Consider the following 14,991-nt stretch of genomic DNA (forward strand, 5'->3'; position numbering starts at 1 on the left):
TCATCTGGGCCTACTGAGTTCGTAGCTGACCGATCACGTAGGCGCGCCGCACACGCGCGCATTTTTAGTGAGGCAACGAAGCATCATTTCGAGGCCTTTCACGCGCATTTCGGATGAGTCAACGCGCCGTCTGGGTGGGCCTGAGGCCCACTACTATCGAAAGCATGTTCGAAGAACTGGCGGCCGAAGCGCTGCGGTCGCGTGGTGCCGCGGCGATCGGCGCGTGGGCGCGCGCGGAGAACGCGGCGGTGGCGCGCCGGCTGTCCGCGATGGCGGACGTGCTGGAGTCGAAGCTCGCCGACAAGGACAGCGCCGAGCGCGAGCAGTGGTGCCTGGACAACTGGGATGCGGTGTCGGCCGAGGTGGCCGCGGCGCAGAACGTTTCGCCCGGCGTGGCCTCCAACGAGCTTCTCGACGCATGGTCGCTGCGGCAACGGATGCCGCAGGTGGCCGAAGTGTTTGCTTCCGGCGCGATCTCGTACCGGCTCGCCAGAGCTGCGGTGAGACGCACCCGGCTGATCGCCGACCCGGACGCCAGGGCGAAGGTCGATGTGGAGATCGCTGCTCAAATCACCGCGTGGGGATCGCTGTCGAAGGCCAAGCAGGAGAGCGAAATCGACTACTGGGTCGACCGATTCGACCCTGCCGCTGTGGTGCGGGCGGAGGGCTCGTCGAGGTCGTGCCATGTCGATGTGACACCGGCCGAGAACGGTTCCGGAGTGTGTTACGTCGAGGCGGTCCTACATGAGCATGACGGAGAGGCTCTTGATCGTCGGCTCGACGAGTTGGCCGGCAGCGTCTGCAACCGAGACCCCAGAAATAGGGATCAGCGACGAGCGGCGGCGATAGGGGCGATGTCGGCCAAGGCGGACCGCTTGACGTGTCTGTGCGGCACCGATGACTGCCCAGCCGCGGGGCGTGCCCCGAGCGCGGTGGTGGTACTTGTGATCGCCGAAGAAGAGAGCCTGAGCGACGACACCCCGTTCAGCGCCCACGGCGAGCACGTGCCCGAGCCCGAGCAACGAACGGGCCGGGATTTGCTTGCTTCTCCCGAGGGGTGGGGCCCGGCGAAGACCAATCCGGGGATGACCCTCGGGGGAGCGGTGCTGCCGGCGCCGCTGCTGGCGGCCGTGGTGGCCAAGACGGCGACGATCCGGCGGCTGATCCATCCGGGACAGTCACCACCGGAGTCGCGGTACGTCCCGTCGGCGAAGCTGGCCGACTTCGTTCGCTGCCGCGACATAACGTGCCGGTTCCCGGGCTGCGACGTGCCTGCCGATCGTTGCGATCTGGACCATACGATTCCCTATCCGGTGGGCCCGACACAGGCGTCGAACCTGAAAGCGCTGTGCCGAAAACACCACTTGCTCAAGACTTTTTGGGGCTGGCGCGATGTCCAGTCCCCGGACGGCACCGTCGTGTGGACGTCGCCGGGCGGCCAGGTGGTGACCACCCGGCCGGGAAGCAGGGTGCTGTTCCCGGCGCTGTGCCGGCCGACAGCTCCCGTCGATGTCGCCGCGTCCGATCGGGTGCCGACCCCTGGTCGGCTCTCCGGTCTGGGCATGCCGCGGCGCACCCAGACCCGCGTCCAGGCACGAGCCCAGCGGCTCGCCGAGCAGCGCCGCGAGAACGAGGCGCTGCTGGAACCCCGGAACGGGGGCCCGCCGTGCTGAACCGCGGGCTAGCGTGACGAGCATGCGGGTCTTCGTCACCGGCGGCACCGGAGCAATCGGTGGGTATGCGGTGCCCGCGTTGGTCGCCGCCGGTCACGAGGTGACGGCCATGGCGCGCAGTGAAGCGAAAGCGCAGGCGCTGCAACGGCAGGGCGCCACGGCGGTGCAGGTGTCGCTGTTCGACCGCGACGCGCTGACTGCGGCGTTCCGCGGGCACGCCGCAGTGGTGAACCTGGCGTCGTCGTTGCCGTCGACCGAGCGCTTCATGCTGAAGTCGGCATGGAAGGAGTGCCACCGGATCCGGATCCAGGGGTCGGCGACACTCGTCGACGCGGCGATCGCGGCGGGCGTCGAGCGCGTGGTGCAAGAGTCGGTGTCGATGATCTACCGCGACGGTGGCACCAGGTGGATCGACGAGACCTGGCCGGTCGACCACTACCCGATCGCGGTGGGAAACCACGGCGCCGAGGCGAGCAGTCGCAGGTTCGGCCAGAACGGCGGTGCGTCCATCATCCTCAGATTCGGGTTCTTCTACGGACCAGGTGCGGCCCACAGCGAGACGATCATGGCGCTGGCCCGCCGCCGCATCGCGTTTCAGGCGGGACGGCCCGACAGCTACATGTCCTCAATACACCTGGCCGACGCGGCCGCGGCGGTCGTCGCCGCCCTGGAGGCAGCGCCCGGCACCTACAACGTCGCCGACGACTGCCCCGTCACCGCGAAACAGAACAGCGCGGCGATGGCAGCTGCCGTAGGCGTCAAACCCTGGCTGCACCCGCCGGGCCGGACGGCACTGCTGGCGGGGGATCGCGCGACCTCGATGACCAGGTCACTGCGAGTGAGCAATGCGCGGCTGCGCGCGGTGACACCGTGGCGGCCGAGATACCCGAGTGTGTGGGACGGCTACCGGGTGATGGCGGTGGCCTGACGGCTGCCTACGGGTGGTACGGCACCCCGACGGCACGGAACACGAATTCCGGCGGCACGTCATAGGCGAGCGTCCTCCGGGGCAGTCGCGCCAGTACGTCGGGAGGAATGCGCTCCTTGTAGTGCAGCGACAGCTCCCCGGAGCAGCGCGGGTCCACGGCGGCGACATCCACGTCCAGCATCAGCCCCGTTTCTGACAGTTCGGCGGTCACCGCGCCGGATTGCGGGGCGTCCCAACGCACGTCGATGGTCCGGCCCGCCAGCTTGGGCAGCGACGACAGCGTGGCCAGCACCCGTTCCTCGGTCACCACGAGTGAACCGACATAGCTGGCGATGCTGCCGCTGGAGCGCAGCCCGGGCACGGCGCCCCGGAACCGGCGCGTCACAGCCACGTACTCGGACAGGAACAGCACGCCCTCGGCCTCGACCTCCGCGCGCAACGCGCTGGGAAGCTTGCCGATTCGGAACAGCTTCCGCAGAAATACGGCCATGTCCGAACGGTAGCTCAGCACGCCGGTGGTACAGCTTGTCAGGTGAAGTTGCGCACCGGATGGCTGCTCGCCAGTGCCGCCGCCGCCATCGCGGTGTATCTGCTGATGTGGGTGGGATTCGTCCAGGGCTGGCCGTGGCTGGCGGGCATCGACGCCGACGCGCTCGACCCCGCGTTCCGGTTCGGTGAGACCCGCCCCGGGTGGGTGACCGCCTGGGATGTCTTCTGTACCGTCCTCGGCCCCGGGGCGTTCCGCCTGGTGGTACTGATCGTCATCGTGATCGCGCTGATCCGCCGCCACCTCCGGCTCGCGGTCTTCCTGCTGCTCACCGTCGAACTCAGCGGCGTGCTCACCGAGCTCACCAAATACATCGCCGCCCGGCCGCGACCGGACACCGCGATGGTGTCCGCGCTGTCGTCGTCGTTCCCGTCCGGCCACGCCCTCGGAGTCATGGCGTCGGTCGCGGCGCTGTTGACCGTGGTGCTGCCGGTGGTCCGTCCGGTGTGGCGCGGCTGGCTGGTCGCCCTCGGCGTCCTCGTGGTGCTGACCGTCGGTGCCGGGCGGGTGGTGCTCAACGTGCACCACCCCTCGGACGTGATCGCCGGATGGGCTCTCGGGTACGCCTACTTCGTTGCGTGCCTGCTGCTGGTGCCGCCGTTCACGGCAGCGGCCGAAAGACCGGCAGAGCTCGATACTGCGCGCTGAAGGTGGCCTCGGTCACCTCGGTGCCGACCTCCCCGTCGAGGGCCAGCACCGTCGGGCCGTCCACCGAGCGGAATGAGAACTTCGGCACCCGCATCTCGTGGTAGAGCGGACTGCGCTCCAGCCGGCCCAAGATCACCGCGGTCAGGATGCGCAGCCTGCTGAGCCGCTTGCCGGTCTCCAGGATCCGGACGTCCAGCAGGCCGTCGTCCATCCGGGTGCGTCGCGACGGCGCGAAGCCCGACGGCAGGTAGGTCGAGTTGCCCAGGAAGAACAACGACGTCTGCAGGGTTTTGTTGTCGTAGGCGATCCGCACCGGCTGACCACGGCGCAGGGTGTGGAACATGGCGTAGATGCCGGCCAACGGCTTGCCGATCTTGTGCTCCAGCTTCTCCCGGGTGGCCACGAACTGCGGATAGGCGCCGATGCTGGCGGTGTTGACCACCATCTGCTTCTCGTTCAGGCACACCAGGTCCACGCACGACACCGAGCCCTGCTGGATGGTCTGGATGGTCTTCGCCGCCGTGTCGCAGCCGATGTCCTTGGCGAAGTGATTGAACGTGCCCGCGGGGAACACCGCCAGCGGCAGGCCCGCGCCCGCCGCGACCGCCGCCGCCGTGGCGACCGTCCCGTCACCGCCTCCGACGCCGAGCACCTCGGCGCGCTGTGCGGCCGACTTCAGCACCTCCACCACGTCGTCGTCCTCTTCGAGTTCCACGATCTCGGCCTGCGGCAGCGCCTCGCGTACCTCGTCGAGCACCCGCGCACCCGTCCCGCTGCCCGACGCCGGGTTGATGACCAGGGTGACTCCCTTACCGTCCGGCCGGGCGGGCTGCTCCACCCGCAGCGGTTCGGCGGTGGGCAGTCGGGTCTCCACGACCGGCGGGACGACGCGCGCGCCGAGCACCGCGATACCCGCGCCGAGGCCCAGGCCGGCCAGCACGTCGCCGGGATAGTGCGCGCCGGTCGCAACCCGTGACATCCCGACCATCCCGGCCAGCAGCGCCAGCCCCAGCCCCAGCGGCGGGCTCTCCAAGCCGACCCCGACGGCGAACGCGGCGGCGCTGGCCGAATGCCCGGACGGCAACGAATTCGAGGTCGGATATCTGCGTGTCCGCCGCGCGAGCGGAATGATGATCCAGTTCGGCCGCTCCCGCTTCCAGATCCGCTTGGCGCCCTGATTGGTGACCAGGCTCGTCACCCCCAGGCTCAGCACCCCGCGGGCGGCCCCGCGCCGCGCCGCCGGTGTGCCGAACGCCGCCAGCCCGGCGGCGATGGCGAACCACAGCTTGGAGTGGTCGGCGGCCTTGGTCAGCGTTGGCATCACCGCGTCGAGCAACGGGCTCGGCGACTCCGCCACGGCCTCGAAGACTTCGCGGTCCAGTGTGCCGAGGCCGGCCCCGATCTGACGAATCCCACGGCCGCGACGTCGCACAGACAAAAGCTCCATGACGCCCAACCTACGTGGCACCCGCCATTGACAAATAACTTTGTCAAGGTGACGATGGCGACGTGCTGGACGTTGAGGTGATCGCCGACCCGTCCGCGGCGGCGTCAGCGCTGGACCCGATGCGCAGCAGATTGCTGGCGGAACTGTCCGAGCCGGCCTCGGCCGCGGCTCTTGCTGCGAAGGTCGGTGTCGCCCGACAGAAGGTCAACTACCACCTGCGTGCGCTGGAACGACACGGCTTGGTCGCTGCGGCCGGTGAGCGCCGCTGGGGCGGACTGACCGAGCGGCTACTGGTCGCCACGGCCGCGTCCTACGTCGTCTCGCCGGCCGCGCTCGGTCCTGTCGCGGCCGATCCGGGCAGGGCGCGTGACCGGGTGTCGGCGAGCTATCTCATCGCGGTCGCGGCCCGCGCCGTCCGCGAGGTCGGCGACCTGTGCCGGGCGGCCCGCGACAACCAGAAGCGGCTTGCGACGTTGACGATCGACACCGCTGTGACGTTCCGGTCGGCCGCGGACCGAGCCGCGTTCACCGAGGAGCTGGCGCGCGCCGTGACCGCACTGGCCGCGCGCTATCACGACGAAACCGACCCCGGCGGGCGAGCGCATCGCGTGGTGCTCACCGCCTATCCGATGCCGGCCACCGAGCAGAAAAGGACGTAGTCACATGGCATTGAAGAAGGACGGCGACGGACACCGCTGGGTCGAGATGGAGTTTCTTGTACCCGGCACGCCCGAGCAGGTGTGGCACGCGATCGCCACCGGTCCCGGGATGAGTGCATGGTTCACTCCCACGTCGGTCGACGAACGTGTCGGCGGTGCAATCGAATTCGACTTCGGTGGCGGAGTCACCAGCTCTGCGGTGGTCACCGAGTGGCAGCCTCCCAGCCGACTCGGGTACGAGGAGCGTGATTGGAGCGGCGACGCACCGCCGCTGGCGACCGAAGTGGTCATCACCAGTCACTCCGGCGACCGCTGCGTGGTGCGCATGGTGCACAGTCTGTTCACCGACCGCGACGACTGGGACGACGAGATGGAGACCTTCGAGACTGGCTGGCCCGGCTTCTTCGACGTGCTGCGCGTGTATCTGCGTGACTTCGCCGGGCAGCGCGCCGCCAACGTCTTCGCTGCCGTCGAGCATCCGGGAGACATGGTCCGGGCGTGGTCGGATCTGGCGTCCGCGGTGGGTATCGCGGGACTCGACGTCGGTCACCGGTATGCCACCCCGCCGGGCGTTCCCCAGCTTGCCGGCACAGTCGAATGTGTGCACCACACCGCGGAGTTCCGCAACGTGATGGTCCGGCTGGATTCCCCCGCCCCCGGGGTCGCAGTGGTGGGCGGCTGCCTGTCCGGCGACCGGGTGAGACTCTCGGTCACCGTGTACCTGTACGGCGACACCGCGACCGACATTGCAGGCGCAGAAGCGCCGCGCTGGCGGTCATGGATGGCACAGTTGGTGCATGCCGACAGCGTCGCACCCTGACCGACTCCGAAACATGCTGCGCTGCCTGACGGTTGCGCTGGGCGTCGTCGCGCTGCTAGCTGCACCTGCCGCGCCGCGCGTTTCGGCCGAATTCGCGCCGTGGTTCGCAAACTCGGTCGGCCCGGCGACCCAGGTGCTCGCCGTCACCGGCACCGGCGGCTCGGACGCCAAACTCGACGTGTGGGAGCGCACCGCGGCCGGCTGGCAGCCGGTGGCCGGCGGTGTCGGCATCCCCGCCAAGATAGGCGCAAAAGGCATGTCGCCCAACCACTTCGACGGTTCGATGATGACGCCGAAAGGCGTCTACACGCTCGACTTCGCCTTCGGCACCCAACCGAACCCCGGCGGCGGTCTGCGCTACGTCCAGGTCGGGCCCAACCACTGGTGGGACGGCGACATGAAGAGCCCCACCTACAACACCATGCAGGTGTGCGACAAGGCGAACTGCCCGTTCGACACCTCGCTGAGCGCCGGCACCGAGAACCTCGACATCCCGCAGTACGCCCACGCGGTGGTCATGGGAGTGAACAAGGAACGCATCCCCGGCAAGGGCGGCGCGTTCTTCGTGCACAGCACCGATGGGGGACCCACCGCGGGCTGCGTGGCCATCGACGACGGCACCCTGGTCAAGATCATGCGCTGGCTGCGGCCCGGCGCGATGATCGCGATCACGCAGTGACCCGTCGGACGATCAGATGTTGAGCGCGCGCCCGGCCTTGACCTTGAAATTCAGCGCCTCCAGGCTCATCGACGCGTCATAGGTGCGGTCGTAACCGGTCTCGCAGATCCGCCAGCCGGCCGGCGTGCGGCGGTAGCGGTCGTGATAGAAGCCGGCGCCGATCAGCATGAAGTTGAAGTCGGGTGCGATCACCCGGTCCTGCAGGTACCAGATCGCGCTGGCCTGGTCACCGTCGACGGTGATCTCCGGGTGGTTGACCCGGTGCTCGGTGAGGATCTCCGGGCCCAGCGAGTTGCGCATGAAATTCACCAGGTCGTCGCGGTTGGTGAAGTGGTGCTCCTCACCGATCGATTCGCCGTAACGGCCGATGACATCCTCGGTGAGCGTGTCGGCGAACTCGTCCCAATGCTTGGTGTCCAGGGCACGGAGGTAGCGGTACTTGACCTGCTTGATGTCATCGATGTCACTCATGAGCGTCATTGCAGCACACGCGGCGGTGCCTCGGTGGTTGCGGTGGGCAAATCGTTTAGGGTGGCCTGAATCATGAGCGATGCGTTGGGGCTGTCCATCGGAACCACCAACCTCGCGGCGGCGACAGTCGGCCGGCAGCCGGTGATCCGGCGTTCAGTGCTCACCCTGTACGGCCACGCCGCCCCCGAGGTCGGTGTGTCCGGCAGCCGCCCCGGCGGGGTGGTGCTGTCCGGGTTCGTCGAACGCGTCGGGGACACTGTTCCGCTGGTCGCCCCCGACGGCGCCTCCTACCCGGCCGCACAACTGGTGGTCGAAGCACTCGAAGCCATGGCCGCGCTCGCCGCGCCGCAGCCGCCGTCGGACGTCGCGATCTCCGTGCCGTCCTACTGGGGTGCCGAGGCGAGCGCCGCGCTGGCCGACACGCTGCGGGCCAGCGCCGTGCTGACCCCAGGTGGCGCCGTCCCGCGTCTGATCCCGGACGCCGAGGCGGCGCTGACCGCGCTGAACGCCGACCCGGGCTTGAACCGTCGCGGAGTGGTGGTGCTGCTCGACCTCGGAGGCGGCGGCACCGGCATCACCCTCGCCGACGCCGCGTCGGCGTTCACGATCATCGGAGGGACCGAACGGTTCGCCGAGCTCGCCGGGGACCAGATCGACCAGGCGGTGCTGAGTCACGTACTCGGCGGCGTCGGGGGCGGGGTGGATCCCGAGCAGACGGCGGCGGTCGGGTCGCTGAGCGCGCTGCGTGAGCAGTGCCGCGCCGCCAAGGAACGCCTGTCGGCGCAGACCGCCACCGAGCTGAGCGTTGCCCTGCCGGGCTATCAGGGCGAGGTCCGTCTGACCCGCGCCGAACTCGAAGAACTCATCGCGCGTCCCGTCGACGGGCTGTTCGCCGCGCTCGAGCAGGTTCTGATGCGCGCCGGCATCGGCTGGAACAGCGTCTCGACGGTTGCGCTCGTCGGCGGCGGATCGGCGATCCCATTTGTCGCAGAACAGGTTTCGCAGCGGTTTCGGGTCCCGGTGGTGGCGACGCCGCGTCCCGCGCTCGACGCGGCCGCCGGCGCCGCGCTGATCGCCGCGTACGGACGCAGCGCCCAGACAGCCACCGTGGCCACCCCCGAGCAGGACAGCACGTATGCCTTGGCGTGGTCGCAGGACGACTCGACCGACGACGACGTCGTCCCGTTCACCGGCGAGATCCCCGAACAGCGGCCCAATCCGTATGCGCTGTCCGGCGCCTACGAGACCGAGGTCATCCCGCCCGGCGACGGGGACAGCCACGCCGCCCCCGGTCCGCGGCTGCCGCTGTCGGTCACCGGCGTGGTCGCCGCGCTGGCCCTGCTGGCCGTCGGCGGGGCGGCGATCGCGCTCACGAGCGTGGACACCTCGGAGCCGACCACCCCGGCACCCGGCAACGTGCCGCTGAGCAGCGCACTGGTGCCCTCGGCCGAGCCCCCTCCCGCCCCGCCCGAGACGGTCACCCTCTCCCGACAGCAGCCGCCCCCGCCGGAGACGGTCGTTCCGCCGGTGGTGACCACTGCGCCGACGGTGGCGCCGACGACCACGACCACGTCGCCGACCACAACCACGACCACGACCACCACGACAACGACGCCGACCACGACGACGCCGACGACGACTCAGCCGACCACCACCACGACGCAGCCGACCACGACTCAGCCGACCACGACCCGCCCGACGACGGTGCCGCCGACGACGGTGCCGCCGACGACCAACCCGATGACGACGACCTACGTAGAGGTGCCGTTCGTGCCGGTCCCCATCCCGATCCCGGTCCCTGACGGCTCCTGAGCTGCGGTTTCGCCGCGTTCTTGGTTCTTCCTGCGGGAAGAAATAGGGATTTCCCCGATTCCTCAGGGGGGTACCCCACGCATATGTTTGCAGCGTCGGTTCGATCGGCTGCGGAGGGGACAGCCGATCGGGCCGATTCTTTTCGTCTGAACCAGCTTTCGTCTGAACCAGAATGTGACCATGCCCGTCGAACGGAACACCAAGGTCTCGATAGTCGGCATGGGCAGCGTGGGCACCGCGATCGCCTATGCCTGCCTGATCCGCGGCTCAGCCGGAGCGCTGGCGCTGTACGACGTCAACGCCGCCAAGGTGCGCGCCGAGGTGCTCGACCTCAACCACGGCAGCCAGTTCGTTCCGCACTGCCGGATCACCGGCTCCGACGACATCGCGGCGACGTCGGGTTCGGCGGTCGTGGTGGTGACCGCGGGCGCCAAACAGAAGCCGGGCCAGAGCAGGCTGGACCTCGCCGCGGCGAACGTCGCGATGGCCCAGACACTCACGCCGCAACTCCTCGAGCACTCACCCGACGCTGTCGTCGTGTTCGTCACCAACCCTGTCGACGTGGTCACCTTCGCCGCCACCCGCGCCGTCGACGCCGCCCCCGGCCACATCTTCGGATCCGGAACGGTGTTGGACTCCAGCAGATTCCGGTATCTGATCGCCGAACAGGCCGACCTGGCCGTCGGAAACGTGCACGGCTTCATCGTCGGCGAGCACGGAGACTCGGAGATCTCCTTGTGGTCGAGTGTGTCGGTAGGCGGTGTGCCTGCCGCGCGGTTCCGCCGCGACGGTGTACCGGTGTTCGACGAGGACAGCCGGCGCCGCATCTCGGCGGAGGTGGTCAACGCGGCCTACGAGATCATCGCAGGCAAGGGAGCGACCAACCTGGCGATCGGGCTGTCGTCGGCTCGGATCATCGAGGCGATCCTCGGCGACCAGCACCGGGTGCTGCCCGTGTCCACCGTGCAGCAGGGCGCGCACGGCATCTCCGGCGTGGCGCTCTCGCTGCCCACGGTGGTCACCGCGCACGGCGCAGGCGAGGTGCTGGAGGTGCCGCTGTCGGATTCGGAACTGGCCGGGCTTCAGGCGTCGGCGGGCACCCTGCTGCAAGCGCAGCAGTCGCTAGGACTTTGACTGCCGTTCGATCCAGCGCTGCCCCATCTTCGCCGCCCGTGCCAGCGCTCCGCACTCGCCGAAGTAAGCAGCCAGCGCTCCGATCCCGGGCAGCAGGTTGAGCAGCCGGAACGGCGCACGGGGGTGCGGGCGTTTGGCGACCTCATCGCCGATCGCGTCGAAGAGACCGACGAGGTTCCACACCGCTGTGACGATGCCCGCCGGATTCTGCGGGATCCGGGCCAGGCGACGGTCTGTGCTCGGCTCGTAGACGATCACCGAGAGGTCGCGGTCGCACAGCACCGACGCCAGCATGCGCACCTGGGTGCGGTGATCGGTGACGCCAAGTTCCCGCGCCACCGCGCACAGCACGGTGGCCTGGCTGACGAATCCGAGCAGATCCTGGATCGGCAGCCGACGGGCCAGGATTCCCAGCGCCCCGGGGAACGCGACCGCCACGGTGTTCAGCGCGCCGACCCGCCACACCCACCAGTTGATCCGGTCGTGGGCGTCCATGTCGTCCCAGGACCGGGTGCCGGGAAGGTCGACCGCGTTGAGCAGTTGGCCGATGCCGTCGTCCCGGCGCTTCAGGTCGAGCGGATCGGTGCCCCACAGCACGTCCAGCAGCGGGTTGATGATCCGCACCGCGGCGCTCAGCGCGGCGTCCACCCCGGCATCGGTGATCTGCACCGCGGGTGTCGGGATCGTGCTCGGCAGCATGCTCACGGTTCCTTTGATGTCCGGCGAACCTTCAATTCAAACGTGGGCACCGACACCTAGAACTTCAGATAACCGCCGTCAAGACGCAGCACGTCGCCGGTGTGGTACGCGCTGGCCGGGCTGGCCAGATAGACCGCGACACCGGCGACGTCCTCGGCAGCACCCCACCGTCGCACCGGCACACGCGGCAACACCCGCGCACGGAACCGTTCGTCGGTCATGCCCTCGGCGGTCATCTCAGTGACGAACCATCCCGGCGCGATGGTGTTGGCGCGGATGCCGTGCCGCGCGAGCTCGACCGCGAGGCTGTCCATCAGCGAGGTCACCCCCGCCTTGGACGCGGCGTAGGCGGGCTGGCGGGGCATACCCTGCAGCGCGCCCAGGCTTGACACCCCGACCAGGCTGCCGCCGCGGCCGGCCGCGATCATCTGCCGTGCCGCCTCGCGAAGTGTCACGAACACGCCGTCGAGGTCCACCCGCGTCACCTCACGGAACTCCTCCAGTGAGGTGTCCAGCACCGGGGTGAACGTGCCGCGAACTCCGGCGTTGGCGAAACATGAATCGAGATAACCGAACTCGCTGCGGATGCGCGCCATCGCGTCGGTGACGGCCTGCTCGTCGGTGACGTCGCAGACCACCGGCAGCACCGGATTGCCGTGACCGCGCAACGAGGCCGCCGCGGCCTCCAGACGCTGCGTGGAACGGCCGAGGATCGCGACCGTGGCCCCGGCGCGCGCCAGACCCGCGGCCATGCCGAGCCCGAGGCCGGAGCCGCCGCCGGTCACCACGGCCACATGGCCGGTGAGGTCGAACGGGTTGCGCGGCGCGGCGGTGTCGGTCACGGGGGGTGACCCTACGCGGGCGGCCGCCTCGCGAATTCGGGTGCACGCTCGGGGCGGAGCCCGACCCCGACGAGGTAGGCCGGGATGACCGTCAGCCAGGGCATGCGTTCTACCGCGCGCACCAGCCCCGGCGGCGGGCCGGCGAGGTTGCCGCGCAGGATCGGGCCGAGCAGTCGCCGGTCGATCAGGCGCTGCAGGGCCTGGGTCAGTGCGGTCGCGATCACCCGTCGGCGTCGCACCCCGGCCAGCTGCCGCGCGGTCACCGTGCCGGCGCGCAACGGCTCGGCGAGCAACCGGGCGGCGGCCACCCCGTCCTGGATGGCCACGTTGATGCCGACCCCACCCGCCGGCGACATCGCGTGGGCGGCGTCGCCCAGGAACAGCAGCCCATCGCAGTGCCAGCGGCTCAACCGGTTCATCTTGACGTCGAGATGCTTGACCTGGTCGAGATCGGTGATCGTGTCCACCACGGCAGCTGCCTCGGGCAGCAGCGCCCGCACGTCCGCGCGGAACGCATCCAGGCCGCGGGCCCGCTGCGCGGCGTCGGTGCCTTTCGGGATCAGCAGCGCGATCTGCAGGTACTCCTCGCGCGGGATGACGATCATCGCCTTGCCGAGGGCCAGCCGGGGAAACAGCGTGTACATCGTGTCGTCGTCGGGGCGGGGCAGCCGGAACCACCATGCGTCGAAACTGACCGGGAACTCCCGGACCCGCAGTCCGGTCTGCTGCCGCAGCACGGAGTTGCGGCCGTCGCAGGCGATCGTCAGGTCGGCGTGCAGCTCACCGAAGCCGTCGTCGTCCCGGTAGCGGACGCCTACGACCCTGTCCACGTCGCGGATGAGCCCCACGGCCTCGGTGCGCATCCGCAGGGTGAACGTCGGCTCGGCCTCACCGGCCTCGGCGAGCAGATTGAGCAGATCCCACTGCGGCACCATCGCGACGTACGGATGGGGCAGCCGGCGAAGCCGGCCGAAATCGACCATGGTGACGCGCCGGCCGGGCGCCACGTCCACGGTCGCCCGCTGCAATCTGCTGTGGGGCAGCGCGGAGAACTTCGGCCACAGCCCCAACTCGTCGATCAACCGCAGCGTGGTGGGATGCACGGTGTCGCCGCGGAAGTCGCGCAGGAAGTCCTCGTGCTTCTCCAGCACCGTCACCTCGACACCGGCCCGGGCCAGCAACAGCCCCAGCACCATGCCGGCCGGGCCACCCCCCACGATCGCGCAGGTGGTTCGTGTGCTCATCTGGTCATGGTGACAGCCGAACCGTGTTCAGTCGATCGAACTCCGGAAGTCGATGCCCCCCTGGGCGGCCTGCGCCCAGTCGTTCATGTCGACGACGGGATGGATGTTGAAGGTGTTGAACGGCGCGAACTTCATTGTTTCCGTGAGCAGTTCGGTGGCGTTGTCGGTCTCCACGATGGCGAAGCCGCCTTCTCCGTCGATGCGGCCGACGAATTGGTGGAATGTGGTGCCTGCCGGCGGCTGCCATTTGGAGAACAGTTCCAGCGCGCGACGGAGCGCTTCCTCATTCTCCTTGCCCGAGCCGCCGAGCCGCGACGTCCAGGTCATGGCGTACTTCATGGGTAACTCCTCGTTTGAAGCTGAATCAGACGGGCTCGAGTGTGCGCCGGGGGGCGGCGGTGTACTGGCGAACCGGCGAGGCTCGAAGTAGCTAGTTGAAGGGCCAAAAGATAGCTCTTGCAATGTGTTTTAGCTGCCAATGTGACCGGCTCACTCGCCGACTGCGGGTGCGTGGGGGCCCACGTGATCTTGTGGTTTGCCCGGGCGCGTAGCCCGCCACCGCGGCGGTGGCATTCGGGTTTCCCGGTACCCGCGACAACAGCGTCCCCGGCGGGGCACAATGTAGTCCGTTGATTCGGAGACCCGGTCGGTGACGTCACCAGGGGGGCCCGTGGAGGCGAGAAACGATCGATCCGCCGTCGATGGCCGCCGGGCGATTCGCGTGGCGGTGGTCGACGAGAACCACATCTTCCGCCGTGGAGTTCAAGCCTGTTTGGAGGGCAGCGACGTCATCAGCATCGTGTTCGAAGGGGCGGCCGGACCGGTGCCCGAGGCCGTTGACGTGGTGATCGCCTCCGATCGGACCGCTACCGGAATTTGTTCGGCCAAGCCCACATTGGTGTGCAGCGACGCGCCCCGCCGAGGTGCCACGGCGGGCGCGAACGTGGTGGCCGTGCTGCCCCGGGGTCGACTCACCGAGAGTCAGCTCGGTGCAGCCGTGCAGGCTGCAGCGAGCGGACTCCAAGTGGGTGTCGCCGCCGGCGGGCCGAGCGCCGCACCGGGCGGCCTGCCCGAACGATCGCTGCAGGTGCTGCGACTGTTGGCCGCCGGCTACGGAACCAGAGAGATCTCCGACACCGTCGGGTGCTCCGAGCGGACGGTCAAGTACGCCATCCGCGATGCCGAACGCCACCTGGACGCGCGCAGCCGAGCCCAGGTGGTCGCCGAGGCGATCCGCCAGGGCATGATCTGACGCCCTAAACCTCGATCCACTGATGAATTGGGGTAGGTGTGCCTCGCTGGGCTGTTGAGGGCTGGTCCTGGTCGCGGGCAGGGGGTATCTGCTGGTCTGTCCAGCTGTTCCTGTGCGCTCCGGTCGGGCCTTTCGG

At 69.2% G+C, this 14,991-nt stretch carries 16 protein-coding genes; 9 read left to right on the forward strand and 7 right to left on the reverse strand.

From position 1 onward, the window contains the following. Positions 1-164: 164 nt before the first annotated feature. Together ACTWP6_RS28355 and ACTWP6_RS28360 are read left to right on the forward strand one after the other, a co-directional pair. The gene (locus tag ACTWP6_RS28355) at positions 165-1,673 is read left to right on the forward strand and encodes an HNH endonuclease signature motif containing protein (protein WP_260756536.1); all 1,509 of its coding nucleotides are present in this window, start codon (positions 165-167) and stop codon (positions 1,671-1,673) included. Between the two features lie 22 nt (positions 1,674-1,695). Continuing rightward, the gene (locus ACTWP6_RS28360) at positions 1,696-2,601 is read left to right on the forward strand and encodes an NAD-dependent epimerase/dehydratase family protein (protein WP_260756537.1); all 906 of its coding nucleotides are present in this window, start codon (positions 1,696-1,698) and stop codon (positions 2,599-2,601) included. A gap of 7 nt (positions 2,602-2,608) precedes the next feature. Here ACTWP6_RS28360 and ACTWP6_RS28365 read toward each other — a convergent pair whose 3' ends face one another. Further along, entirely contained in the window at positions 2,609-3,091 is a 483-nt protein-coding gene (locus ACTWP6_RS28365) for a hypothetical protein (RefSeq protein WP_260756538.1), read from the reverse strand. 42 nt (positions 3,092-3,133) lie between these two features. Here ACTWP6_RS28365 and ACTWP6_RS28370 point away from each other — a divergent pair, with 42 nt between their 5' ends. Beyond that, positions 3,134-3,796 (forward strand): phosphatase PAP2 family protein, encoded by a 663-nt coding sequence (locus tag ACTWP6_RS28370; protein ID WP_260756539.1) that lies wholly within the window; start codon positions 3,134-3,136, stop codon positions 3,794-3,796. Here the strand turns inward: ACTWP6_RS28370 and ACTWP6_RS28375 are convergent. Beyond that, positions 3,750-5,243: a bifunctional phosphatase PAP2/diacylglycerol kinase family protein gene (locus ACTWP6_RS28375; RefSeq protein ID WP_443189428.1), complete on the reverse strand. Its 1,494-nt coding sequence runs from the start codon at positions 5,241-5,243 to the stop codon at positions 3,750-3,752. The genes ACTWP6_RS28370 and ACTWP6_RS28375 overlap by 47 nt on opposite strands. Before the next feature lie 62 nt (positions 5,244-5,305). Between ACTWP6_RS28375 and ACTWP6_RS28380 the strand changes: the two genes are divergently transcribed. The 3 genes from ACTWP6_RS28380 to ACTWP6_RS28390 are packed head-to-tail and all read left to right on the forward strand — an operon-like array spanning position 5,306 to position 7,401. Beyond that, positions 5,306-5,902: a winged helix-turn-helix domain-containing protein gene (locus ACTWP6_RS28380; protein ID WP_260756541.1), complete on the forward strand. Its 597-nt coding sequence runs from the start codon at positions 5,306-5,308 to the stop codon at positions 5,900-5,902. A 4-nt stretch (positions 5,903-5,906) separates the two neighbouring features. Continuing rightward, complete coding sequence (locus ACTWP6_RS28385) at positions 5,907-6,722, forward strand: SRPBCC family protein (RefSeq protein ID WP_443189429.1); 816 nt, start codon at positions 5,907-5,909, stop codon at positions 6,720-6,722. A gap of 13 nt (positions 6,723-6,735) precedes the next feature. Further along, positions 6,736-7,401: a L,D-transpeptidase family protein gene (locus tag ACTWP6_RS28390; protein WP_443189433.1), complete on the forward strand. Its 666-nt coding sequence runs from the start codon at positions 6,736-6,738 to the stop codon at positions 7,399-7,401. 12 nt (positions 7,402-7,413) lie between these two features. Here the strand turns inward: ACTWP6_RS28390 and ACTWP6_RS28395 are convergent, their stop codons facing one another. Next, positions 7,414-7,872: a nuclear transport factor 2 family protein gene (locus tag ACTWP6_RS28395; RefSeq protein WP_260756543.1), complete on the reverse strand. Its 459-nt coding sequence runs from the start codon at positions 7,870-7,872 to the stop codon at positions 7,414-7,416. Positions 7,873-7,944: 72 nt separating this feature from the next. Here ACTWP6_RS28395 and ACTWP6_RS28400 point away from each other — a divergent pair, with 72 nt between their 5' ends. Beyond that, positions 7,945-9,684, forward strand: coding sequence for an Hsp70 family protein (locus ACTWP6_RS28400; RefSeq protein ID WP_443189430.1), 1,740 nt, complete (start codon positions 7,945-7,947; stop codon positions 9,682-9,684). A 180-nt stretch (positions 9,685-9,864) separates the two neighbouring features. Beyond that, positions 9,865-10,818 (forward strand): L-lactate dehydrogenase, encoded by a 954-nt coding sequence (locus ACTWP6_RS28405; protein ID WP_443189431.1) that lies wholly within the window; start codon positions 9,865-9,867, stop codon positions 10,816-10,818. On the opposite strand, the gene ACTWP6_RS28410 is transcribed toward ACTWP6_RS28405, so the two are convergent. From ACTWP6_RS28410 to ACTWP6_RS28425, 4 genes are read right to left on the reverse strand one after another with little or no spacing between them, the layout of a single operon-like run. Beyond that, complete coding sequence (locus ACTWP6_RS28410; protein ID WP_396884926.1) at positions 10,807-11,517, reverse strand: hypothetical protein; 711 nt, start codon at positions 11,515-11,517, stop codon at positions 10,807-10,809. The genes ACTWP6_RS28405 and ACTWP6_RS28410 overlap by 12 nt on opposite strands. A 56-nt stretch (positions 11,518-11,573) precedes the next feature. Next, positions 11,574-12,359 (reverse strand): SDR family NAD(P)-dependent oxidoreductase, encoded by a 786-nt coding sequence (locus tag ACTWP6_RS28415; protein WP_260756548.1) that lies wholly within the window; start codon positions 12,357-12,359, stop codon positions 11,574-11,576. An 11-nt stretch (positions 12,360-12,370) separates the two neighbouring features. Continuing rightward, positions 12,371-13,603: an FAD-dependent oxidoreductase gene (locus ACTWP6_RS28420; protein WP_260756549.1), complete on the reverse strand. Its 1,233-nt coding sequence runs from the start codon at positions 13,601-13,603 to the stop codon at positions 12,371-12,373. A gap of 27 nt (positions 13,604-13,630) precedes the next feature. Continuing rightward, on the reverse strand, positions 13,631-13,942 hold the full coding sequence (locus tag ACTWP6_RS28425) for a DUF3303 domain-containing protein (protein ID WP_260756550.1): 312 nt from the start codon (positions 13,940-13,942) through the stop codon (positions 13,631-13,633). A 382-nt stretch (positions 13,943-14,324) separates the two neighbouring features. On the opposite strand from ACTWP6_RS28425, the gene ACTWP6_RS28430 reads away from it, so the two are divergent. After that, positions 14,325-14,855 (forward strand): LuxR C-terminal-related transcriptional regulator, encoded by a 531-nt coding sequence (locus ACTWP6_RS28430; protein ID WP_443189432.1) that lies wholly within the window; start codon positions 14,325-14,327, stop codon positions 14,853-14,855. Positions 14,856-14,991: the final 136 nt, after the last annotated feature.

Source organism: Mycobacterium sp. 4D054, from assembly GCF_052245755.1.
Lineage (GTDB): Bacteria > Actinomycetota > Actinomycetes > Mycobacteriales > Mycobacteriaceae > Mycobacterium.